Origin of the sequence: Brevundimonas sp., from assembly GCF_044336875.1 — a bacterium.
In the GTDB taxonomy this organism is placed as follows: Bacteria; Pseudomonadota; Alphaproteobacteria; order Caulobacterales; family Caulobacteraceae; genus Brevundimonas.
On sequence record NZ_JBIIOP010000007.1, the window covers coordinates 1 to 22315 of the forward strand.

A 22315-nucleotide genomic window follows, 5' to 3' on the forward strand; every position below is an offset into this window, starting at 1 on the left:
TCTCGAACAGTTCTTCCTCACGAAACTACCGTTTGCCGCGGGATGGAGCAGCCCGGTAGCTCGTCAGGCTCATAACCTGAAGGTCGTAGGTTCAAATCCTACTCCCGCACCCAAGATTTAGCCCGCTATTCCAATAGGATAGCGGGCTTTTTATTGCCTGAAATCCTGCGGCGAAATCCAGCTCTGGAAGCCACGTGGAAGCACTCGGCTCGCAAATGCAAGCGCGACACAGTTCGATATCACACCTGCGAGAGGTGTTCCGCTTCCCGCCATGTCTTGGACCGCGCAGAGCCCAAGGGCTGGGAGGGGGCAAAGTCTGCTGGGGCCTAGGCAAAATCGCGAGGTTGAAAGATGTTTTGGTGTTTGAGACAACCGAGAGATGACAAGGTCCAACAGCTTCGTGTTCGGCGCCAAGGCTCCGAGCGAGCAGATGATCAAAGGATTTGTCCTGGATCATCTGCGGACCGAAAATCCGGCGTGGGCACGTTCAGTCGTAGCGAGTGAGTTTTGCTTAGGCGAAACGGGGGTGCGCGTGGACTTGGCTCTGCGTGGTGTCGAGTTCCTGGGCATCGAGATCAAAAGCGAACTAGACACGCTTAAGCGACTCCCGACGCAAATCGAGGCCTACAAGGGCTACTTTGACCGTGTCGTGCTCGTGGTGGCGTCGTGCCACGTTAGACATCTCGACTGGTCCGCGTTGCGCGAGGTCGATGTTTGGACAATGTCGGCGAGCGGAAGAGTTGACGTGGTAGCCTCACGAACCAAGTTACCAGTCGCCAAATGCCTCTCGGACCTCCTTACGGCGGAAGAAATGAGAAGGGTGGCTGGGGGCGCTTCGGCGGAGGACTACCAAGCCGCATTTTTCGACGTGTTCTCGCGTCGCCACGGCGATACGAGCAGGGCATTTTGGGATCTCGTGGAAACGCGCCCCATTGCCGTGGACGATCTCCATGAGCTCAGTCGTTTTCGGAAGGAACGTGACCGAGCGGTGGCTTGGGCCCGCCAGCAGCAGCAAGATTGGTCTTCGTGGAGTGCCTCTCTAGCCCAAGTCGCGCAGCAGGTGGCTTAGTCGGACCAATCCTCGTCTGTGTCGTACAATCCTGCCGGGTTGCCATGCCACAGTTGCCGATGGAGATGGATGTTTATCCTGGCCGCTGCTGCGCTCTGCTGCGATTTGATCCCGTCCACGGCCTTCTTGGATGTCTTTTCAATCATCTGGCACCCCCAAACGTGAAGGTCCTTATCCCAACAGTCAGCCTTCACGGCCTTCTTTGCCTGCGCGATATATGCGGCGGGCCGTTCTGCACGCGTCACAGTATCGGACCGGAAAAAGTCCCACTTTGAGCCGCCGGCATAGTCGATCCGCGGCGAAGGGCTGCCACCTCCGCCGAGTTGCTTCTCGGCACGAGCACTTCCCCGGTCGCTGTAGATCAGTCCGGCCTCCCCGGAGGCTTTTTTGACATTGTCAAAATGGGTGCGTTCAAAGATGGCCTGATCCTTCACGCCGACAAACGACGATGGGAAGGAAGAGGCGGAGACGCACAGCGTCGCCTTTGGCAGATGGCCTCTCACCCGTTCGATGGTCTTAACCGTGACGGCCACGTTCCCCAGCAGGTCTTCATTTTGCCGACCGAGATCGAGGACGAAGCAAAGATCGCTTCCACCGTCAGTCGCGGAGCCGACGATTTGAGCGATGCCCTCCGCTGCAGCAATCATCCGTTTAGTGACGTGGACCGCCATTCCCCGGCCGAGTGCCGCAAAGCGCTCTGTCTGAGAAGGAATCTCCTTGGGATCCATTAGCTGTATGGCCGGGATGAGATTGTTATGCTCTTCGATGAAGGCGCACCAGTTCTCATACCCATTGGAGGAAGCCCGTAAGGCCGCTAGTTGCTGAAAGACGGGCCTGCCATGGTCTTCGTCCAAACCGGCCGGGCAGACATCGGCAATGTAAGGGCGGCTCCCATAGGCCTTCTCAACCCGTCCGAGGGACTTCTCAAGTGTCGCGGCCGTGAACCAGTTCTTCAACTGAATGACAGGGAGGAGGGCGTCCTTATCCTGGCTGGGGAGTTCCTCTAGCGCCTGCATCTCGGCACCATTTAACGCGAGGATCGGAATGTAAGCGGTGGAATTCCAGTCACGCAGTCCCAAACACATTCCCCCTGCTAGGCTAGCCCTAGTCGAATCCTCATTGCACCCTCCGATACTTCGAACTTCTCGGCAAGGTAGCTTGTTATGTCTGTTACCTCGAGAGATCGGGCGCGATCAAGCCAGGCGGAAACCAGATCGTCTGGCATGAGAATATCGGCAGCCAAGCGGTTTGCCTGCGCCTCCTTCCAGTCGGAGACCTCGGAACGATAGAGGATGTCGTCTGTGATGCCGTCGCCTATGAATTCCTCATGAAGCAGGAAGTGACTTATCTCGTGGGCGATGGTGAAGCGCTGGCGGCCTGGGCTGTCGTGCCGATTGACGCGGACCACATAACCTGACGGTGCTGATGGGTCCGGTCGAATTTCGCCCGAAATTCCGGCAGGGAGTGTCGCGGCTCGGAGTTTCAAGCCCAACTCTTCGGCAATAGCCGAAAGTTTCACTGGGGCGCGATCCTGCCTACGCCGGATAAGGTCCTTGCGTACTGGATCGAGATTTCGCCACTCGGTGCTCATAGGTCTGCTCCCATCGCTAAAGATCGCCCACGGGAACGTCATTTTCGGTCGTACCTTCCGGCACGGCGCGACGGGCTGCTGATTGGAGGATCACCTCGTCCAGGCGACGCTCAAACTCAAGTCGGAGGTCGCCAGATGCCAGTTCATCGCCCAGGTAACTTTTGACGAGGCTTTCGATGTGAGTTCGCAGGTCGCCATTTCTGATCTGCGCGCTCACATGACCCTTCGCGGCAGATTTTGCTACCGAGCGAAATGCCGCGAATCCCCAAATGGCGAGTGCGGCGATAAAGATGCCGATGATTGTGAGAAGCACAGCAGCTGCCGATAAGAGTGTGGCGGCGAGGTCTGCGTAGCTCATTCCGACCGGACTCAGGCGGAAGCCGACCCCTTGGAAAACGAGAATGACGACCGCAGTCACCAATGCGGATCCTGCTCCGATGGCAAGGGACTTAATCATTGGTTTGAAGTTGGGTCCTTGGCTGAGGCCGGAGATGGCGCCGAATGAATCGTTACCCGTGATCAATGCCATCGTTCTGGGAAATCAGAAATGCTGGATGATAAAGCGTGGTGGGAGACTAGGCCGCGTGGGCAAATAGCTCCCGGCGATTGAGGGCAAGATAAAAGCCGCAAGGTGCGGGTGGGGTTCGGGGCGGAAAAGGCGAGCATCTTCAATCACATTCGACAAGGCGCGTTCTAGCTCTTCACCTTTGAATTGCCTGTATGTCTTTGAAAATAAAGGCGAAAACGCACCTTATTCAACCTGCAACGCATACTGAAGAGCGCCAGGACGGTGCCGGTCGGTCAAGGGCGGCTTCGCCGTCGCTGCCGCGATGGGCGCATATTGCGCCCACCCCTGACGGCCCGGCCCCTATCCTGGCTGATGGCTACCATGCGTTGCTGACGGCCTGCTGCCTCAAGCTTTCAGTCGGACCCCAGGTCCACCCGTTCCGTCCGCAGCCAAAAACACCACTCCCTCTGCCTCTAGCGCGGATTGCAGGCGCTCCAGCGTGCTGGTCTGCATCCCTCCACGGTTCGTTTCGAAACGGTGGATGGTCGAATCCGCGACATTGGCACGTTCAGAAAGCACCCGAACGCTGATCCCAAGGCCTGCACGGGCCATACGTATCTGAGCAGGGCTAATCATTCTCGGCGAAAATCTCCGACAAATTGCAGAATTCTGTTGACTGAGTCGGTGAATTCCGATGAACTCTAGCCGAAATACTCCGAGATTCCACCGCTTAGCATGGCTGAGCGGCCGAGCGGCTGCGCGGGAGGTCACGCATGTCTTATGATCAGAGACTCACTTGGCATCGAAATTGGCTGGCGCTGGATGACCAGCACAATCGTCACCTCGATGCGTGGTGCGAGCTGAATGGTAGGCTGGAGCGGCAGCCAGGGTGGTTTGCGCTGACAGACGCTGAAAAGGACGCCGCGCAACATGCCAGCGGCCTTTCCGAAGTGGAGGCGCTCCTTCGCATTCTCCATCGACGGCTCATTCGGTTATTGCGCAAGATGCCCACCAGTCCGAGCCGCGATTACGATGACATATTGGCGAACCTCCGCGTTGCCGAGCGGCTTAGTCCTCCCGAAGAGCACCCGGTGGTCCATGGCATACTGAAGCGAGCGGTTCGCGACCTCGATGCGATCCGCAGGGCGCCATGAGCAACCGGCGCCGCAAGCCAGATAGGGCGCTCGCTCGCGCCCTCGTCAGGAATGCGCGTGCCTTCCATGAGATGGGGCAGGCAGCTCGGGGCCGGTCAGGCGGGTCATCCGCCTACTACCTCGCTATCACTATCGAACTCGGGCTGAAGGCCTACCTCCTGCATCGCGGCATCACTGACCAGTGAAACCGCGTTCACATCAGGTATGATCTCACCAAAGCACTCCGGTGCGCGCGCATGGCAGGCCTCAGGGACATCTCAGAAGGCATCCAAGAGATGGCTGAGGTTCTCTCCCCGCTCTACGCCTCTGGAGCGCTTTCCAGAGGCGTGGGCGGGCCGTCCGAGCCCCTACCGTCCCGAGGTGGCCGACCGAGCCATTCGTGCTCTGCTCGACAATGTGCAGGCCTTCACTGGCGACGAAGGGAGGGAACGTCGGTGACCAACCCCGAAGCTCCATTGAAACGTCAGGGCCTTTGCGGCGCCAAGTCCAACGAGCATCGGCTTCTTATTCGGGCCATCACTGAGCTCCCCAAGGAGACCGTGATGTCTTCGTTCTGCATCGGATGGCCGGGTTGGATTACGACCAGATAGCGGAGCTGCTCGGCATGGACCGCGAACGCGTCCAGGCACGACTCGCTGGCGCGCTTGTGCAGATATCGGAAACGCTCCGAGCGGCCGAGGGCTGAGCGGTGGGCGGCGATCCGACCTCGACACAGGCGCGCTGCCGTGGCGCAAACGGACGCGTGACCCTCTTTGATTGCTCCTTTCCGAAGAGAGTGCAATGAAGCGCGTTCGTGTGGGGGATCGTCATGATGGCTGACTGGCTCGAGACGCTGGAATCCTTGGTCAAGGATGAATGGAAGGAACACGGGGTCGCCCTGTTGTTGAGCCGTGTGCCTGCCTTGATGGCCGGGTGCGGATTCAGCATGGAGGAAATACTTAAGGGCAGAAAATGGAGAGTTTTCCTTGAGACGGATCCCCAGGTAGAGGGGCGGTTCAGGGTGATTCAAAATGAGGGGCATTCCATTGTGTGGGGTGTCGTGCCCGCAGACGCGCAGGTGTCGGAGCCGTACAGTCGGTATTTCCGAACCCGGACAAGCGCCAAGCCCATTCGTTTCGCCCCCGCAGCGTGGAAAGCTTTTACTCTTCCCATTCCCGAGGACCGCCGCCGATGGATTGTCGATGAGCCGTCCATCGGATTCGCTGATCACCCGGCGGAGAATGTGCCGGAGACAGGCTATGAGATCGAGCGACGATTCATCGTTCCGGAGGAGACTGGCGGCGATAACGAGGTGTTCAAAGCCGAGGTTCAAGCCAGCATCGCATCTTGGGCCTCGGAACTTCAGATAGAGGTGTCTCGGTTTGGCCTCGGGCGAAAAAGAGTTCCCGTATCCAAGGCTCAACGTCCGGCGACGATCATAGCTGAAGGCGGGGCTGAGACGGCGCTGGATCAGTTAATCGGCTTGCTTCAGCCTGCGGAACGAACGCGCATTTCTCTGCCTCTCGATGTCGTCGAGCGCCTACGTTCGATCAGGTTGGCGTCCGAGCACTAGGATGCTGATCGGCGTTGCGGGCGTGCCCACGCCGCATTTCAACACTTTCCAGAAACAAAGCGGGAAACTCGCGGGTTCGGGGCATTCCGTCTTTGGCGTGCCCAGCAAACCTGAGAATGGGGCCTGGAAAACCGGTGCCTCAACTGCGCGGACGTTGATCGACCGCGCCATCGCTCTGATCAATGCCGATAATCGCAATGCGGCTGAGGGGTTCGGGGTCATCTGTCTCGCCCATGAATGGGACGATCTCGACGCCTTCGAAAGTGAGTTGTTTCCGGCGGCCCTCGTGCTGCGTGTGAAACTTCCCTTTCCGCTAGTCATCGACGGAGAGGCCGGGCGTGTGGCGTTCAACACAGTGCTTGGCACCATCGGAAAGGAAGTTCCGACTCTGATCCGAGCGACGCGGGCAATGAGATCAGAAGTTGAGGCGCGACGAAATCGCAGTCCGGTTTTGCTTCCAGTCGGCAACTTTAAATCTGACGCGTTAAGGCCGTCGATCGAAGGGCTGTCGAAGGCCTTACTGCAAGCCGGTAACCCCGCAGAAAAGGTTCAGACGGCATGCCGCGAAATTGAGGCTCGGCATCCCTTCAAGCCGAAAGGCAGTGACAAGGGATTCCGCGACGACGCCGATGTGATTTTCCGGTCTCCGGGGCGCGATCTTCACGGCCGACTGTGGGAAAAACCCGGCGAAGGCCATGACGCGCGGTGCGCGTTGAACGGATGGTTCCGTTTGGGGGGACCAATCGCCTCGGGATTTCACTTCGACTGCACCCGCCCACCTCGGTTGGAAGGACGATTTTGCAACTGCCACGGAGCCGAGGGTGAGTTTGTGGGCAAGCCGCATCTCAACATCGCGCCGAATGATTATGTGAGGATTTAGTGATTTGGGCGACAGCCTTGCTGTCGCCCGAAATCCCTTGTTGCCAGCCTTGGTCTTGGACCGTCGTGTCTTATGCGCAGCAACTCAACGATGGGGGGATCTGCAGAACCAGCCCATCGATCTCAGTCGCAACACAAGGCGATTGCATTTCGCAACATCTGCAATCGCCATTCGCAAGGCACGTCCCGCAAACGCGGTTAGTGCGCACGTGGCTTAAAACCTACTTGTGTCACGTAGAACCTAACGGATCATTGCGCAAGATGGTTCTACAGCAGCGTCGGCGCAAACCCGTTGCGGTTCTCGCAATCGGTTCCGATGGTCACGTATACATATGGTGATGATCCGAAAGCCAAACAAGCTGACCGAATGCATTGTAGCAAAACTGGTGTGATGGTCCTGCAATGTCCAAAACGGACGTGAGCAAAATGGATCGCATCCAGACCCTCATTAAAAATGTCTCTCCATTTGGTTGGTCTTCCGCACCAGTCACCCCAGCGCCATCGCCAACCGTCCCGCGATGCGGGTTGCCGCTTCCCTGACCGGATGATCCGCCAGGTGCGCATATCGAGCGGTGGTCTGGACCTGCGTATGGCCGAGCAGCTTGCCGATCATCGGCAAGCCTTCGCCCGCCAACACGCCGTCCGATGCATAGGTGTGCCGCAGGTCGTGGATGCGAACATCCTCCAAGCCAGCGGTCTTTCGGATGCGCCGCCACGGATGCTGAAGGTCGGTCAGGTGGCGCCCTTCCAGCTTGCCGACGATGACATAGGGATTGCCATCGACCTCGGGCAGCTTGCGCAGGAGCTCGACCACGGCGTCGCCGAGATAGACTGTCTTCGGTCCGGTCTTGCTATCCGGGAGCCGGAAGCGGCCCGCTTTAAAGTCGATGTAGCTCCACTTGAGCGTCTGGATTTCGCGAAGGCGGCAGCCGGTTAGAAGCAGCAGTTTAAAGGCGGCGACAGCGAAGCGGCTTTCCGCGCCTGTGCGCTCGGCCTCTTGAAGGGCCGCGCCCAGGCGCTCGATCTCTTCGGGCGACAGGAAGCGCTCTCGCTTGCGCTCGGGGAAACCCTTCACGTCGTCACAGGGGTTGGTGCGCTTGTCCCTCATGCCCCACACCTCCGCCAAGTTCATCATCTTGGAGAGGACGCCCAGCACCCGGTTCGATTGATAGGGGGTGTGCGCATACTTCCCATGAAGCTCCGCCACATCGGCCGAGGTCACCGTCCGCACCCGCTGCTTGCCGAAGAACGGGTTGATGAAGAACTCGACGGCGCGCTTGTATTCGTAGGCGGTGGTCGGCTTGCAGCGCACCGCGACGTGCTCCTTCAGGAACCGTGCGCCCAACTCCTGGACCGTCGCCGCCTGGCGCTCCAAGTCCCGAAGCGTTGCCGGATCGTCACCGCCGCCGCGCACGGCGCCCAACATGCGGTTGGCCTCGCGCCGGGCGATCTCCGCCGTCACCACGCCATGCTGGCCCAGCGCCATGCGCCGGGTGCGGCCGTGTCTCCGATACTGGATCAGATAGAAGCGTTTGCCGTTCGGCATGACGCGAACGCCGAACCCCGGCAGTTCGCCGTCGAAAACGATGTAGTCCTTGGCGCGCGCCTCTAGGCGGTCCACCACGCGCTTGCTCAACTTCTCGCCAGCCATCTCCAAGTCCTTTCCCAGCACATCCACCGCCTCTCAGGCCGGTCGATCCGTGGAAGCAAGACGGAAGCGTTCGGCGGAAAAGCAGGGCGAAATAGATCGCAGGAACGGTGATTCAGATAGGCGAGGTCGTCAACAGAAAGTCAGGCGTAGTAGGGCTTTGAGCGATAGTAAGAAGTGCAATCGCACAATGCGAAAACAGTAGATATCGTTCTCATAACCTGAAGGTCGTAGGTTCAAATCCTACTCCCGCACCCAAACAAATAAGCCGTCAGATCAACGATCTGCCGGATTTTTGCTGAACAAAATCCAGCACCCAAGTCCGACAGACAGGCGTGGAAGGCCGCCCGGCGCGCAAGCCAAGGCACAGCGGGGTCTGGATCCCGATGCGGGGAACTCGTCGCACCATCGGCCTGCAACCGACTGACCGCGGCGTCCGTCCGGTCCGTAGGGAAGACCCCGCTCACGGCATGTCGGTGTCCTCGTCGTAAGGCGTCTGAGCCTCGGCGGCGTCTTCCCGACATCTGCCGGGTGCGTGTCCGGCCTTGTCCGGAGAAATCCATGTATCCGTCGCTGCAGCCCTTCTCTTCCGAGGCCTCCGTCCTGCCCTTCGCCCGTCGAGGGCGGGTTGCGACGACGGGCGGTCGGCCGGATCAGGCCGTGCGGACCGCGATCCTGCTGCCGCCGGGATGTCGGTTTTCCGCGTCCCGTCCGAACTCGATGGAGACGGTGGTCCGGACCCTGGCCGGTGCGACGGGGACGGCTCACATCAGGATCTTCTGCGACGAGGGCGCCGACGACCATGGCCTGTCCAATGTCGAAACCCTGCCGGTCGGACCGAAACGGCTGAGCGTCCTCAAGGCGCGGCTGCAGGCCTTCCGCCCCGAGATCGTCGAGCATCACCAGCAGGTGAAGCAGGCGGTCGGGATCGCGGCGGCCCTGCCGAAAGTCCGCCACGTCCTCTACCGGCACAATGCGCTCAAGGCCCCGCAGAACTGGATCGACCGTCTGCGCTACAATGCGCGCTACAGCCGGATGGATGGGCTGATCTTCGTCAGCGAGGCCGAGCAGCGGGCCTTCGCCCATGTCTATCCCGCGCTCGCCGACCGCGCCTGGGCTGTGCCGAATCCGATCGATGCGCGGCTCTGGGCCGCCGCGCCCGAGATCCGCGAGCCGGTGATCGCCTTCGCGGGACGGGCGATGGCCGCCAAGGGGCTGTCAGAGATCTGCGCCGCCCTGCCTCAGGTTCTGCAGGCGCATCCGACCTGGCGGGCGGTGCTGCTGCTCAACGACTGGGAGCAGCATCGCGCCTGGGCCGAGCCTCATGTGGCGCCCCTGTCGGTGTTCGGCGACCGGGTCGAGGTCCTGCATTCGGCGCCGCTCTCGGAGGTCCGGCGGCGGCTCCGTTCGGCGGCGATCGCCCTGACGCCGTCCCTCTGGAGCGAGCCCTTCGGTCTGGCGGCCGTGGAGGCCCATGCCGCCGGCGCCGCCCTGATCTCGTCCGGCCGGGGCGGCCTGCGCGAGGCCAGCGGCCCTCATGCCCATTATCTCGTGGAGGTTACGCCCAGGACCCTGGTGACGGCCATGGACTGGCTGATCACTCATCCACTCGAACGTCAGGCCATGGCGCGTGCGGCCCAGCAGAGGGTGATGGAAGCCCATTCGCCGGGACGGCGGGCTCGGGATCTGTTGCGGGCGCGTCGCCAGATTCTGGCGGGGGCGTCGAGCCCTGTGGCGTTCTGAGGGAGGCGCTGGAGGGGAAGTCTCGACGACGGCGCCGTCCGGGAAGGAAGGGCCACCGCCGTTCGGCGATGGCCCACATCCCGCATCGTGGACAGGGGGGCGGTTGGCACGTGCGGGATGAGCGGCGAGGGGGGAAGAGGATCCCTCGCCGATCGGGTCAAAAGAGGCTGAAGAGGGGGGCGGCGGCGGAAATGCGGACGGGCGTCAAATGTCTTCCTAAAGGTCGCCGCGTTGCGGCTTTCGAGGGAAGACGCCGCCCAGGGCGATCGACCTTACGGTCCAGTCGAAAAAGGCGACGGACGCTCAGAAGGCGGTTTCGAACCCGAGCCTGACGGTCAGGGGGCGCAAGGGGACGGCCTGCGGATCATAGAGCTGGTAGGGCGAGCCGATGCCGTAGCGGACGGCGGCTGCGTCCAGAGGGTTGGAGACCCTCAGACTCAGGGCGCGCCGTTCGTCGCCCAGGCGCGCCGTCAGTTCGGTGCGGATGTAGCCGCCCTGGGCGGCGTCGAGGCCCGGACCCAGACCCAGTCTGGATTCGCCGATGTAGCGCAGGTCGGCGCCCAGGCTGAGCGGCAGTCCAGCGACCGGCCCGGCGTCGTAATCCACGCTGAGCTGGGCGCCGATCGGGGCGACGTTGGGAATCTCCGCACGCGTGACGCCGATGATGGAGGGCCGGTCGATCCTGACGAGACTGTCGTTGACGAACAGGCCGCCGCGGATCTCGAGCCTCGGCGACGGCGCCCAGGCCGCACGCGCCGACACGAACCGGATCCGCCCGTCGCCGATATTGCCCGTCACCAGGTCCCCGCCCTGAGTGGCGACGTCCGCCTGGATGTCGCGCCAGTCCAGACGACCGATGGAGACCTCGGCCGTGATCTGCGCGGCGTCGGGCGTGCGCAATCCGGCTTCGATGAGACGGACCCGGTCGGCGGCATAGGTCTGGACGCCGGCGTCGCCCTCGGTCACGCCTCCCGGGCGGACGGCCCGGTCGAAGCGCGCGAACACAGACCAGTCGAACGGCGTGGTCCATCGCGCGGAAATCGTGGGCGTGACGTCCAGGCTGACGCCGTCGTCATCCGGGCGACCTCGGACCGCATTGGGGCCGATCAGGGTGGCGTCGTAGACGATGCGGACCGCTGCCAATCGCCCTCCGAAGGCCAGACGCAGATCGGGGGACGGGCGGGCGACGACCTCCCCGAACACGGCGGCTTCGGCGAAGCTCCGCCCCAGATCCGAACCGTAGACGGGCGTGGGATCTGGAGAGAGATCGAGCCCGCGTCGTTTCGCCGTGGTCTCTCCGAGCGCAAGCGCGCCGCCGCCGGTCCACGACCAGAAGCCGGCCGCTCTGGTTTCCGCCCTGAATTCGCTGGACAGCGCCCAGACCGACTGATCGCGGTCGACGACGGATGGCGAGGCGTCGCCGAGGCCCGTCGCATCGAAACGCTCATGGAGGTCCTGATACGAGACACTGGTCGCCGAGGTCAGTCGGAGATCGCCGAGGTCGCGACTGGCCGTAATCCCGCCCAGCCACAGGCTGCTGCGATAGGGTTCGGCGACGGCGCGGGTCTTGACCATCCGACGGTCCTGGGCGCGCACCGTCTGGGCGTCGTCCGACGAGATGGACTGGGCGACGCCGAGGAGGTCGACCGTCCATCCCGCCCGCACAAACCGAAGCGCCGCCCTGCCGCCAACCGTGTCGATATGGTCGGCGTTGTCGGTCGCCCTCACGGGGTTGTCGAGAAAGCCCCCGTCACGCCGCGCGTAGGCGACCAACCGAAGCGCCGCATCGCCGCCGAGCGGACGGTTGGCGACAAGCGTGGCGTCGCCGCCCGGCGCGCCCCCCGATGTCGCCGACAGCCCAACCAGGACCCGCGAGGTGATCTGTCCGAGGTCGGGCGATGTCGGATGCAGTCTGACGACGCCGCCGATCGAGCCGGCTCCGAAACGGGCGCCCTGGGGGCCTTCGAAGACCTCGAGACGGTCCATGTCGACGAGGGCGAGATCGGGGTCCGGCGAGCCGTAGTTGAGCCGGAGGTCGCCGAGATATTGACCGATCGTGGATTGAAGCGGTCCGTTGAACGCCGAATCCGCGACGCCTCTGACGAACAGCTTGTTGCGCCCCTGACCTTGCCGGGTCGAGTCCACGCTGGCGGACAGGTCGGCGACGGTCTCGCTGGACGCCAGACCTTCGGCGCGCCGGAGACCGCTCGGTGAGACGAGCACCTGCCCCGTGGCCTCGGCCAAGCCGCCGCGACGCACCGACGCCGTTACCATCACATCCTCCAGAACGGCCGTCGGCGGCGGGGTCGGCGGCGCGGATCTCGTGCTGGGCAAGGCTTCGATCCGATAGACGCCTGGTCCGGACCGGATTGCGCGCGCGCCCGCCGGGCGCAACAGACGCGCGAAGGCGTCCTCGGTCGTCATCCGCCCGGAGACCCCCGGGGTCCTTCGGGTGCGAAGCGGTTCCGGGACGACGACATCGACGCCTGCCTGGGCTGCAATCGCGTTGGCGCCGTCGACCACAGTGCCCGGCCCAACCTGGAAGACGGGGCGCGGCTGAGGCGCCTGAACGAGCATGGCCGCGACGATGACGGCAGGGGCGATCACCGCGCCGGTCGTCCGCTGATCCGCCAGCCCGCATTCGTGTGGGCGACCTCGGCGTCGAGGAGAAGTTCGAGCCTGCGTCTCAACGCCTCCGGATCCCCTGTAACGGTCACGCTCCCGGAAAAGCGGCCTTCCCCCATCGACGGTGTTACGGCCACGGGCTCGCCGAGCGCGCGCGCGAGGTCGTCGGCCACGACAGACACCCGCTCGTTGTTGTAGGTCAGCCGGCCTTCGCGCCAGGCGCCGACGGCGTCGAGGGCGACGGAGCGGCGATCGAATCCCTGGCCGTCAGCTATGACCGCGTCGCCGGGGCGCAGGGTCAGACTTCGGTCGTCCTGATCGACGCGGACCAAGCCTTCGGAGACGGCCACCCGCGCGCCGTCGTCGGCCAGGCGGGTGACATCGAACACCGTACCCAGATCCGTGACGGCGATCTCGCCCACAGCCAGCGTGAAGGGGCGCCGGTCGTCGTGGGCGACCTCGAACAGGACGCGTCCCGCTTCAAGCTCCGCGATTCTCGGGTTGCGGCGGTCCAGTCGCAGACGCGTCGCGCCGGCGACCTGGAGGACCGTTCCGTCGGCCAGGGTAAGCGCCCGCTGTTCGCCGGCGGCGGTCTCGACCAGCCAGGGTTGAGGGCGGGTGATCCAGCCATATCCCCCGGCGCCGAGGGCGACTGCGGCCACCGACGCCGCTGCGGCCATCCCGAACCAGCGCGTCGAATGACGAGAGGTCCGGCGCTTGGGTCTGCGGAACGGCACGACAACCGGATCGGACAGCACCTCGACCGCGTCGGCGTCTGCGGCGGCCAGCCGCCAATAGGTCTCCTTGTGGGCCGGGTCCTGGTCGAGCCAGGCCTGCCAGTCCTCCCAGCCGTCGAACTCCGGGTCGTTGACCTGCACCAGCCAGTTGACCGCAGCGCGATTGATGGATTGCGGAGTGTGGTTCATCGGCATGTCCTCAGGACGCCGCCGTGGCGCAATTGCCTCATGCTTCGTCTCCGTCGAGGCCAAGAATGGCGGCATAGGCGCGCCTCAGATGCTTCTCGACCGTGCTCAACCCCATCCGCAGATCCTCAGCAATATGGCGCTGGGTTTCGCCGTCGATCCGATGGCGACGAAAGATGGCGGCCGCCGGATCGCCGAGCGCCTCCAGGCGCGCATGGACCTGAGCCAGAGTCTCTCGGGCGATGAGGGCGCGCTCGGCCTCCGGCGCCTGGGTCGTCGAGGGGAGGCCCCCATAATCCGTTTGGACCCAGTCGCCGTCTCGTGCCGAGGAGCGACGGCGGCCGCGCTTGTGATCCAGCACGGCCGTATACACCATGTGGTAGAGGTAGGCGCGGGGATTGCCGACGGGCGCGCGAGCGGCCCTGAGACGAATCCAGACCTCTTGGAGGATGTCCTCGGCCTCGTTCACAGCGCCCATCGCTCGGGCGCGGCGCTCGAGGTCCGGCCTCAACTCCCGAAAAGCCGCCTCGAGACCGGCGGCCTGTGATGATGGCGCATCCATGTCCGCCCTATACGCATATCGGGGCGGAGGTCGGCAATATGGGGACCGTCGCATGTCCCATCGACATTCGCTGTCGTGACGGCGCGGACCTGAAATCGGTCAAGCCGAGAATGTGATCGGAGATGTGGGGCATCGTATGGATCGTGCTCGCGCACCCAAATCAAAAAGCCCCGGCTGGTCAAAGCAGGGGCTTTCTGCTGTCCCACCCGACCGCCAAGACAAACCAAAGGCCGATCCCCAAGAACCGCTCGGAAGCCGCGCGAGTGGAGGCGTCGACGATGCCGGGGTCGTGACAGGGGCGGCGGTGAACAGGCGCCGGCGTGCGGCGTTCTGTCCGGACAGCGAATGCAACGGAGACCGATCATGGCGTCCGAGACCGATCCGAAATCCCCTGACGAACCCCGCGATCTGGTCCGGGATCTGACCGATCCCGGCCGCGTGTCGTCGGCGTTGCGCGAGCGCGACAAGATCGCCGCGCGACGGCGAGGCCGGCGGATCTGGGGCGATCAACGCGATCGCATCCTGTCGGCCTAGGCCGGCGGAGGCGTCGAATGGCGGCGAAACTGAAAGTCTTTTGCTGGTCCGACGGATTTCACGCTTTCAGCGTGGCGACGCGTTCGCGGCCCAAGGCGCTCGAGGCCTGGGGCTCCAGACAGGATCTGTTCGCCACCGGCCTGGCCCGCGAACTCAGCGGCGGGCCGGACTATGAGGCTGCGTTGGCGGACCCGGGCGCGGTGATCGAACGCGGTCTGTCCGTCGACATCGGCAAACTGGGCAGGGCGGCCAAACCGAGGGCGGCCTCCGGCCCGTCCAAGGCCAAACGTGAGAAGATCGCCCGACTTGAAGCCGCGCTGGAAGCCCTGGACATCGACCACGCACAGGCCGGGGGCGCGCTCGACGACCAGATCGCCCAGATCGAGGCCCGGCGCGCCGCCTTGAACCTGGACCACGCCAGGGCCCGCAAGCGGCGGCTGGCGGAACTGAAGAAGGCGAGGGGCTGACGCCTGTGTGACGGCGCCGTTGGCAACGGCCGCCGCCAATGAAAATCGGCCTTCGGATGACGCTGGACAGGTCGGTCGGGCTTATCGGCGCCTTCTGCGATCAGGTGTCGCCGCGGTCAGGGCAGGGAGGTCGCCGGTCTCCCCCTCGCCGGGTTCGGCGACCGAAGGTCGCACGCGATCAACCGTTTCCTGCGGGAACCCGCGCCGCGCCCGGGCCTTTCCCAAGCGAAGCTTCAGGGGATGCGCGTGCTTTCAAACGAGCCAGGGTCATGAGCGCCGCGCCTGTGTGGACGCCCTATTGCGGTCCGGCGCCTGACGCCGGAGACTGGCGCTGGAATCTGGATCCGGTGCTGCTGGCCTTGCTGGTTCTGGCGACGGGGCTGATCGTCTGGCGGTTGCAGGGAAGGCGGCGCGCCTTCGGTCTGGCCGCCATGGCGGTGCTGGCGCTCGGTTTCGTCTCGCCCTTGTGCGCCCTGAGCTCGGCCCTGTTTGCGGCGCGGACCGTGCATCATGTCCTGCTGGTGGCGGTCGCCGCGCCCCTGCTGGCGGCGATCCTGCCCGAGCGGCGCGCTGGATCTCTGCTGCTGGCGACGGCCGTCCAGGCGGCGGTGTTCTGGGCCTGGCACGCGCCGGGCGCCTATGCGGCGGCCCTGTCGAACGACGGGCTCTACTGGATCATGCAATCGAGCCTGGTGGCCAGCGCGGTCTGGTTCTGGGCGGCGGCGCGAGCGGCGTCGGCGCCGACCGCCGTGGTCGCCCTGCTGGCCGCCATGCTGGCCATGGGCCTGCTGGGCGCGGTGCTGACCTTCGCCGGCCAGGCGGTGTATGCGCCCCACGCCTATACGACCCTGGCCTGGGGTCTGACGCCGCTGGAGGATCAGCAGGCGGCGGGACTGATCATGTGGGCTCCGGCGGCGGCGCTCTATCTGGTCGCGGCCCTGTGGCGGCTGGGCCGGATGCTGGGGCCGGATGTCGAGGCGCGTCCGGCGTGATCGAAAAACTGTTCAGGCAACTGCTGGAATGGGCGGCCGGTCACCATGACGAGGGCCGCTATTCGCCGGTCGGCGTCGGTTTCCACTGGATCATGGCCGGACTGGTGATCTTCCAGATCGGCTGGGGCTTCTGGATGGGACGCCAGCCGGTGGGCGGCGCCATGGTCGCGGCCTATGACCTGCATTTCGCGATCGGGGTGCTGATGCTGATCCTGGTGATCGGACGTCTGTCGTGGCGACTGATGGCGCCGGACCTGATCAACGACGCCGACAAGCCCGGTTGGGAGAGCATGGCCGCCCATGTGACCCACTATGTCTTCTACACCTGCCTGTTCGGCCTGCCCCTGACGGGCTGGGCCATGGTGTCGGCGACCGACCGGACGCGCCAGCTGGAGACCCTGGGCTTCATCAAATGGCCGATGTTGCCGCTGCAGGACCTGTCGAACACCCAGCTATGGGCGATCGAGGCGGCGGCGGAATGGATGCACTGGGGCATGGTGGCGACCCTGATCCTGATGATCCCGATCCACGCCGGGGCGGCGCTCAAGCACCATCTGATCGATCGGGACGACGTGTTTCACGCGATGCTGCCGGTCGTGCCGCAGCTGCGACCGAAGCGGACCCGCTGGCAGCGGCGCTGGCGGGCGCTGGAGCGGAAGGTCGCGACGACAGCCAGGTCGCTATGGCGCGCGCTTCTGCGTCCGAAAGCGGTTTGACGGCGGCGGCCATGACGCCGCGCGGATCGTTGCGGCGGTCGCCGGACTTCCAGCGCTCGATCTGTTCCAGCGTATAGGCGAAGGGCTGACCCACGATCTGCGGATTGCCGCCCCGGCCCGTACCCTGGCCATCAGCGCCGTGACAGGAGGCGCAGGCCACGACGCCCCGCGCGGGATCGCCGTTCAGATAGAGGGCCGGCGCGGGGGCGTTCGACGCGGGCGCGGTCGCGGGGGCCGGCAGGGCCGCGTAATAGGCCGCGACCTCTCGGCGGCCCTTCTGGTCCAGCGCCTTGGCGATGCGGGTCATGGCGTCGTCGGGACGCAGGCCCGAGGCGTAGTCCTCCATCTGTTTCTGCAGATAGCCGGCGTCCATCCCCGCCAACCGGGGCGCAGCCAGGCCGTCGCCGCCGCCGTCCAGCCCGTGGCAGGTGAAACAGGCGTTGGCCGCCCCGCCCGCGCCGCCGCTCATGGCGATGATCCGCCCGTCGGCGCTGAAGGCGCGGTCCGTCTCGCCCGGCGTGGAATCGCAGGCGGCGACCAGGCCGCACAGGGCCAGACCGAGGGGAGCGAAGGAGAGATGGGACAGGCGCACGTCGAACGAACCCGTCCTCATGGTGAAGGTTCCGGCCGGCCCGCGCCCTGGACGGCGTGTCGCAGGGGGGAACCTCCGTCCCGGCGAGGGATTGGTCTGGTGAAGCTTCAGGGGCGGGGATGAGTTGTTCGACGATCGCGGCAGGATGAGAACGGCCGTGCTCGCCGCCCTCGCGGTCGCCGCGCCCGGTCTGGGGGCCTGTGTCGACAAGGCCGACCTGCCGCGTCCGGTCGTACAGGGTGATCCCGCGCGCGGCCTGGCCGTGATCCAGTCCGTCGGCTGCGCCGCCTGCCACAAGACGCCCGGGGTGGCCTGGCCCGAGGGGCGGACGGCGGGCGATCTGGCCGGTTTCGGCGCCCGGCCGATGATCGCCGGACGCCTGCCGAACCAGCCTGACGTCCTGACCCGCTGGCTGATCGACGCCCCCTCGCTGGATCCCGGAACCGCCATGCCGCCCATGCCCCTGACACAAGCCCAAGCCCGCGACGTCGCGGCCTATCTGTATTCGCTCGATGAAGACTGAGACCGCCCCCGGAACCGCCGGCTGGCCCCCGCCCGTACTTGATCCGGCGGGCCCCTTCGCCGCGCCGATCGAGACGGTGGCCTGGGTGCTGTTCGTCATGGCCGCCGTGGTCATGACCGTGGTGTTGATCGCCCTGGGCGTCGCCCTGTTCGGTCCGCGCAAGTGGAAGCAACGCGTCGGCGGCGAGCGGCTGGTCTGGATCGCGGGCCTGGTCTTTCCCGTCGTGGTTCTGACGGGTCTGCTGATCTACGGCCTGAGCACGACGGCGCGGATCGCCGACGGCCCCCGGCCGGGCGAGATGCGGGTGCGGGTGACGGGCGAGATGTGGTGGTGGCGCGTCGCCTATCTGGACGACCAGGGGCGCGAGATCGTCCAGGACGCCAACGAGGTCCATATCCCCGTCGGCCAGCCGGTCGTGTTCGAGCTGGAGAGCGCCGATGTGATCCACAGCTTCTGGGTGCCGCGCCTGGGCGGCAAGACGGACATGATCCCCGGCCGGCGCAACTTCATGCGGCTGCAGGCGGACGAGGCGGGGACGTTCGGCGGCCAGTGCGCCGAATACTGCGGCGGGCCGCACGCCCTGATGGGGCTGGTCGTCGTGGCCCATGCGCCGGAAGACTACGCCGCCTGGCGCGAGCGGCAGGCGCGTCCGGCCGCCGCCGTGGCCTCGACCCAGGCGCCCCTGGCCCTGATCGACCAGGGGCGGAACGTCTTCGACGCCTCGGGCTGCGCCGCCTGTCACACGATCCGCGGAACCGAGGCCAATGGTCTCGCCGGCCCGGACCTGACCCATGTGGGATCGCGCCAGACCCTGGGGGCGGGCATCCTGCCCAACAATCAGGGGACCATGGCCGGCTGGATCTCGGACAGTCAGAGCCTGAAGCCCGGCAACCGCATGCCGGCCTATCCGGTCCTGGCGGGCCGGGACCTGCGCGCCGTCGCCGCCTATCTGGAAAGCCTGAAATGAGTTCGGAAACCGGGTTCGATCCCGAACTCTACAAACGCTTCCCGACCCAGGAGCCTCGTCCCGAGGGCGAGCTGGAGCAGCTCGAAGAGGTGTGGTGCGGCCCGCGCAGTCCGTGGGAGTGGATCACCGCGATCAACAACAACTTCATCGGCGTCTATTACGTCGGCGCGGCCATGCTGTTCTTCGTGCTGGCCGGGGTGCTGGCCCTGCTGATGCGGACCCAACTGGCCCTGCCGATGACGGGCTTCCTGGCGCAGGAGACCTACAACCAGATCTTCACCATGCACGGCACGGTGATGATGTTCCTGTTCGCGGTGCCGGCGGTCGAGGCCCTGGGCGTGCTGCTGCTGCCGCAGATGCTGGGGGCGCGCGACCTGCCGTTCCCGCGCCTGTCGGCCTATGCCTTCTGGGCCTATCTGGTCGGAGGGCTGGCCTTCTTCTGCTCTCTGTTCTTCGGCCTGGCGCCGAACGGCGGCTGGTTCATGTATCCGCCGCTGACCGGCATGGCCTATTCGCCGGGGATCAACGCCGACTTCTGGCTGCTGGGCATCGGCTTCATCGAGATTTCGGCCATCGCCGGCGCCATCGAGATCATCGTCGGCGTCCTGAAGACCCGTGCGCCGGGCATGAGCCTGGACAAGCTGCCGATCTTCGCCTGGGCCATGCTGATCTTCGCCTGCATGATCATCATCGCCTTCCCGTCGGTGATCCTGTCGACCCTGTTGCTGGAGCTGGAGCGCGCCCTGGGCTGGCCCTTCTTCGACGCGGCCAAGGGCGGCGATCCGATGTTGTGGCAGCACCTGTTCTGGTTCTTCGGCCACCCTGAGGTCTACATCATCTTCCTGCCGGCGGCGGGGGCCATGTCGACCCTGATCCCGGCCGTGGCCCAGACGAAGCTGGTCGGGCACAGACTGGTGGTCCTGGCCATGCTGGCGACCGGCTTCATCAGTTTCGGCGTCTGGGCCCACCACATGTTCACAACCGGGATGCCCCAGATCTCGATCAACTATTTCAGCGCCGCCTCGATGGCCGTCAGCGTCCCGGCGGGGGTGCAGGTCTTCGCCTGGATCGCCACCCTGGCGGCGGGGAAGATGCGGTTCAACACGCCCGGCCTGTTCGCGGTCGGCGGGCTGACGACCTTCGTCATGGGCGGGCTGACCGGCGTCATGGTGGCCATGGTGCCGTTCGACTGGCAGGCCCACGACAGCTATTTCATCGTCGCCCACCTGCACTATGTCCTGATCGGCGGCATGGTCTTCCCGATGTTCGCGGCCATCTATTACTGGACGCCGATGTCCAGCGCCCGGCCCCTGTCGGAACGCTGGGGCAAGTGGATCTTCTGGCTGATGTTCATCGGCCATAACGTCACCTTCCTGCCCATGCACCTGACCGGGCTGATGGGGATGCCGCGACGGGTCTATACCTATCTGCCCGAGCGGGGCTGGGATCTGCCGAACATGATCTCGACGGCGGGGTCGTTCCTGTTCGGTCTGGCGGTGCTGTTGTGGGTGATCGACATGATCCGCAACTTCCGCCCCTTCGGAAGCAAGGAGGCGGGCAATGTCTTCGGCGGGCCGGGCCTGGAGTGGCTGCCGGCGGGTCTCTATTCACTGCGGTCCATTCCCGTCATCACCAGCCTGTATCCGGGCTGGGAGCAGAAGGGGCTGGCCAGGCAGGTCGAGGCGGGCCGCTATTTCCTGCCCGGCGCGCCGCGCGGCGAACGCGAGACCATCGTGACCAGCCCGCTGAACGCCGAGCCCCAGTATCTGCTGCGGATGCCCCGGCCCTCGAGCTGGTATGTCTGGGCGGCCATCTTCACCGCAGGCTTCTTCCTGATCCTGACGATCCAGGCCTATCTGGTTTCGGTGATCTGCGGCGTTCTGGCCGTCTACTGCATCCTCAAATGGTGCTGGACCCTGGACCGGCCCAGCGGAGACGCCACGGTGGACATCGGCGGGGGCGTGCGTGTGCCGACCTATGTGTCGGGCCCGTCGAGCCACGGCTGGTGGGCCATGGTCATCACCCTGATCGTGTCAGGCATGGTCTCGGTCATGGCCGGGTTTTCCTACATCTTCCTGTGGAGCCGCCGCCCCGATCTTTGGCAGGCCCCGCCCGAGATCATGTCCCTGGTCCTGGTCCTGGGGCTGGCCGCCGCCGCCGCCGTCCTGGCCTGGCTGTCGTTGAAGGCCCTGGCCTTCGATCGACCGCGCAGCGGCCTGATCGCGGCGGTCCTGATGCTTCTGGCCAGTCTGGCGATCATCGCGGCCTGGGCTGTCGAATTCGACGCCTGGTGGAGCGTGGGTCTTCGGCCCGACCTCAACAGCCAGGGCGCCACCGTCTTCGGCCTTCTGGCCTGGCAGGGGATGTTCGCGGGCATCGTCGGCCTGATGGGTCTGTTCGCCCTGGCGCGCTGGACCTTCGGTCTCGTGAATTCCAGCCGGCCGGCGACCTATCAGCTGATCGCCCTGTTCATCGGCTTCTCGGCGGCCCAGGGCGCCTACGGGGCTGTTCTGACCCACCTCTTCCCGGGTCATTGACCATGCGCCGCTGGCTGATCCTCCTGGGCGGGCTGCTGATCTGGGCGACCCATTTCCTGGGCCTCTATCTGATCACCTCGGTCGCCGACGTGGTCGCCACAGCCGACGATCCCGTCTGGCGCCTGGCAGGCGCAGGCTTCAGTCTCGTCTGTATCGCGGGCGCGGCCGGTCTGGGCGTCGCCATCGCCAGGGCGGGACGACGCGGGCCGCAACCCGATCCGAGGCGGTTCGAGCATTCGGTGGCGCTCGGCGGTTGCGTCATCGGCGGCATAGGCGTCGCGTTTCAGACGCTTGCATTGCTCATCGTCGGCTGAGGCCGGCCTGGTCCGGCGGGGCCGGGGTCCAGCCTCAGGGCGCGGACCAGCCCCTGACCGTGACGACGGCGGCGCGCGGGTCGGCGTCGAAGCGCAGATAGGCCTTGGCGTGGCCGTGACCGGGGACATAGTCCAGCGTCGCCGTCGCGACCTCTCCGTCCAGCTCGCCTTCGATCGCGACGGCGGCGGCCGTGTCGTCCCCGTCATTGACGACCTTGACCGTCGCGACCTGGCCTGCCGTTGTGGACTGGATCTCGACGATATGCGCGCTCAAGGCCGGCGGGGCGGGCGGCTGGATCGCCTCCCAGACGATGACGCCCAGGGCCGAGAGGGTGACGAGGGCGCCGACCAGCGCCATGGCCCACTGAAGGCTGGGACGAACGACGGTGGTCCGGGGCGATTTCTTTGTCGGCATGATC

General features: G+C 65.1%; 22 protein-coding genes, 1 tRNA gene and 2 pseudogenes. 15 read left to right on the top strand and 10 right to left on the bottom strand.

Features of this window, described 5'->3' with window-relative positions:
• Window positions 1-36: 36 nt before the first annotated feature.
• Window positions 37-113: transfer RNA gene (locus ACIQ1T_RS10320), tRNA-Met, on the top strand.
• Between the two features lie 266 nt (window positions 114-379).
• Window positions 380-1069 carry a sce7726 family protein gene (locus ACIQ1T_RS10325; RefSeq protein ID WP_395944461.1) on the top strand — a complete coding sequence of 230 codons (690 nt, stop codon included), beginning with the start codon at window positions 380-382 and terminating at the stop codon, window positions 1067-1069.
• Here the strand turns inward: ACIQ1T_RS10325 and ACIQ1T_RS10330 are convergent.
• From ACIQ1T_RS10330 to ACIQ1T_RS10345, 4 genes are all read right to left on the bottom strand, one after another.
• Window positions 1066-2148, bottom strand: a complete 1083-nt coding sequence (locus ACIQ1T_RS10330; RefSeq protein WP_395944462.1) for a hypothetical protein — start codon at window positions 2146-2148, stop codon at window positions 1066-1068. The genes ACIQ1T_RS10325 and ACIQ1T_RS10330 overlap by 4 nt on opposite strands.
• A gap of 14 nt (window positions 2149-2162) precedes the next feature.
• Entirely contained in the window at window positions 2163-2660 is a 498-nt protein-coding gene (locus ACIQ1T_RS10335; protein WP_395944463.1) for an ImmA/IrrE family metallo-endopeptidase, read from the bottom strand.
• 16 nt (window positions 2661-2676) lie between these two features.
• Entirely contained in the window at window positions 2677-3183 is a 507-nt protein-coding gene (locus tag ACIQ1T_RS10340) for a hypothetical protein (protein ID WP_395944464.1), read from the bottom strand.
• Between the two features lie 390 nt (window positions 3184-3573).
• Window positions 3574-3804 carry a helix-turn-helix domain-containing protein gene (locus tag ACIQ1T_RS10345; RefSeq protein ID WP_395944465.1) on the bottom strand — a complete coding sequence of 77 codons (231 nt, stop codon included), beginning with the start codon at window positions 3802-3804 and terminating at the stop codon, window positions 3574-3576.
• 137 nt (window positions 3805-3941) lie between these two features.
• Here ACIQ1T_RS10345 and ACIQ1T_RS10350 point away from each other — a divergent pair, with 137 nt between their 5' ends.
• From ACIQ1T_RS10350 to ACIQ1T_RS10365, 4 genes and pseudogenes are all read left to right on the top strand, one after another.
• Window positions 3942-4322: a hypothetical protein gene (locus ACIQ1T_RS10350; RefSeq protein ID WP_395944466.1), complete on the top strand. Its 381-nt coding sequence runs from the start codon at window positions 3942-3944 to the stop codon at window positions 4320-4322.
• Window positions 4323-4860: 538 nt separating this feature from the next.
• Window positions 4861-5007 (top strand): annotated as a pseudogene (locus ACIQ1T_RS10355) (sigma factor-like helix-turn-helix DNA-binding protein); the annotation flags it as partial.
• Window positions 5008-5133: 126 nt separating this feature from the next.
• Entirely contained in the window at window positions 5134-5874 is a 741-nt protein-coding gene (locus ACIQ1T_RS10360; protein WP_395944467.1) for a hypothetical protein, read from the top strand.
• Between the two features lies 1 nt (window position 5875).
• Window positions 5876-6754 carry a hypothetical protein gene (locus ACIQ1T_RS10365; protein WP_395944468.1) on the top strand — a complete coding sequence of 293 codons (879 nt, stop codon included), beginning with the start codon at window positions 5876-5878 and terminating at the stop codon, window positions 6752-6754.
• A gap of 486 nt (window positions 6755-7240) precedes the next feature.
• On the opposite strand, the gene ACIQ1T_RS10370 is transcribed toward ACIQ1T_RS10365, so the two are convergent.
• The gene (locus ACIQ1T_RS10370; protein ID WP_395944469.1) at window positions 7241-8404 is read right to left on the bottom strand and encodes a tyrosine-type recombinase/integrase; all 1164 of its coding nucleotides are present in this window, start codon (window positions 8402-8404) and stop codon (window positions 7241-7243) included.
• Window positions 8405-8962: 558 nt separating this feature from the next.
• Between ACIQ1T_RS10370 and ACIQ1T_RS10375 the strand changes: the two genes are divergently transcribed.
• Entirely contained in the window at window positions 8963-10144 is a 1182-nt protein-coding gene (locus ACIQ1T_RS10375; RefSeq protein ID WP_395944470.1) for a glycosyltransferase family 4 protein, read from the top strand.
• A gap of 303 nt (window positions 10145-10447) precedes the next feature.
• On the opposite strand, the gene ACIQ1T_RS10380 is transcribed toward ACIQ1T_RS10375, so the two are convergent.
• The 3 genes from ACIQ1T_RS10380 to ACIQ1T_RS10390 are packed head-to-tail and all read right to left on the bottom strand — an operon-like array spanning window position 10448 to window position 14254.
• Window positions 10448-12751 carry a TonB-dependent receptor plug domain-containing protein gene (locus ACIQ1T_RS10380; protein WP_395944471.1) on the bottom strand — a complete coding sequence of 768 codons (2304 nt, stop codon included), beginning with the start codon at window positions 12749-12751 and terminating at the stop codon, window positions 10448-10450.
• Complete coding sequence (locus tag ACIQ1T_RS10385) at window positions 12748-13695, bottom strand: FecR family protein (RefSeq protein WP_395944472.1); 948 nt, start codon at window positions 13693-13695, stop codon at window positions 12748-12750. The genes ACIQ1T_RS10380 and ACIQ1T_RS10385 overlap by 4 nt, the downstream gene beginning before the upstream one ends.
• Window positions 13696-13732: 37 nt before the next feature.
• Window positions 13733-14254, bottom strand: coding sequence for an RNA polymerase sigma factor (locus ACIQ1T_RS10390; protein WP_395944473.1), 522 nt, complete (start codon window positions 14252-14254; stop codon window positions 13733-13735).
• 363 nt (window positions 14255-14617) lie between these two features.
• Here ACIQ1T_RS10390 and ACIQ1T_RS10395 point away from each other — a divergent pair, with 363 nt between their 5' ends.
• From ACIQ1T_RS10395 to ACIQ1T_RS10410, 4 genes are all read left to right on the top strand, one after another.
• Window positions 14618-14788 carry a hypothetical protein gene (locus ACIQ1T_RS10395; protein ID WP_395944474.1) on the top strand — a complete coding sequence of 57 codons (171 nt, stop codon included), beginning with the start codon at window positions 14618-14620 and terminating at the stop codon, window positions 14786-14788.
• Between the two features lie 71 nt (window positions 14789-14859).
• A complete protein-coding gene (locus ACIQ1T_RS10400; RefSeq protein WP_395944475.1) occupies window positions 14860-15255 on the top strand; it encodes a hypothetical protein in 396 nt (131 codons plus the stop codon).
• A gap of 269 nt (window positions 15256-15524) precedes the next feature.
• Window positions 15525-16247, top strand: coding sequence for a cytochrome c oxidase assembly protein (locus ACIQ1T_RS10405; RefSeq protein ID WP_395944476.1), 723 nt, complete (start codon window positions 15525-15527; stop codon window positions 16245-16247).
• Complete coding sequence (locus ACIQ1T_RS10410; RefSeq protein WP_395944477.1) at window positions 16244-16963, top strand: cytochrome b; 720 nt, start codon at window positions 16244-16246, stop codon at window positions 16961-16963. Before ACIQ1T_RS10405 ends, ACIQ1T_RS10410 begins: the two co-directional genes overlap by 4 nt.
• A gap of 7 nt (window positions 16964-16970) precedes the next feature.
• Here ACIQ1T_RS10410 and ACIQ1T_RS10415 read toward each other — a convergent pair.
• Window positions 16971-17576: pseudogene (locus ACIQ1T_RS10415) on the bottom strand (c-type cytochrome); the annotation flags it as partial.
• A gap of 136 nt (window positions 17577-17712) precedes the next feature.
• On the opposite strand from ACIQ1T_RS10415, the gene ACIQ1T_RS10420 reads away from it, so the two are divergent.
• The 4 genes from ACIQ1T_RS10420 to ACIQ1T_RS10435 are packed head-to-tail and all read left to right on the top strand — an operon-like array spanning window position 17713 to window position 21896.
• Window positions 17713-18078 (top strand): c-type cytochrome, encoded by a 366-nt coding sequence (locus ACIQ1T_RS10420; RefSeq protein WP_395944478.1) that lies wholly within the window; start codon window positions 17713-17715, stop codon window positions 18076-18078.
• On the top strand, window positions 18068-19045 hold the full coding sequence (gene coxB, locus ACIQ1T_RS10425) for a cytochrome c oxidase subunit II (RefSeq protein ID WP_395944479.1): 978 nt from the start codon (window positions 18068-18070) through the stop codon (window positions 19043-19045). Before ACIQ1T_RS10420 ends, coxB begins: the two co-directional genes overlap by 11 nt.
• A complete protein-coding gene (locus ACIQ1T_RS10430) occupies window positions 19042-21582 on the top strand; it encodes a cbb3-type cytochrome c oxidase subunit I (protein WP_395944480.1) in 2541 nt (846 codons plus the stop codon). The genes coxB and ACIQ1T_RS10430 overlap by 4 nt, the downstream gene beginning before the upstream one ends.
• 2 nt (window positions 21583-21584) lie before the next feature.
• Window positions 21585-21896: a hypothetical protein gene (locus ACIQ1T_RS10435; RefSeq protein WP_395944481.1), complete on the top strand. Its 312-nt coding sequence runs from the start codon at window positions 21585-21587 to the stop codon at window positions 21894-21896.
• 34 nt (window positions 21897-21930) lie between these two features.
• On the opposite strand, the gene ACIQ1T_RS10440 is transcribed toward ACIQ1T_RS10435, so the two are convergent.
• Entirely contained in the window at window positions 21931-22311 is a 381-nt protein-coding gene (locus ACIQ1T_RS10440) for a hypothetical protein (protein ID WP_395944482.1), read from the bottom strand.
• Between the last annotated feature and the right edge of the window lie 4 nt (window positions 22312-22315).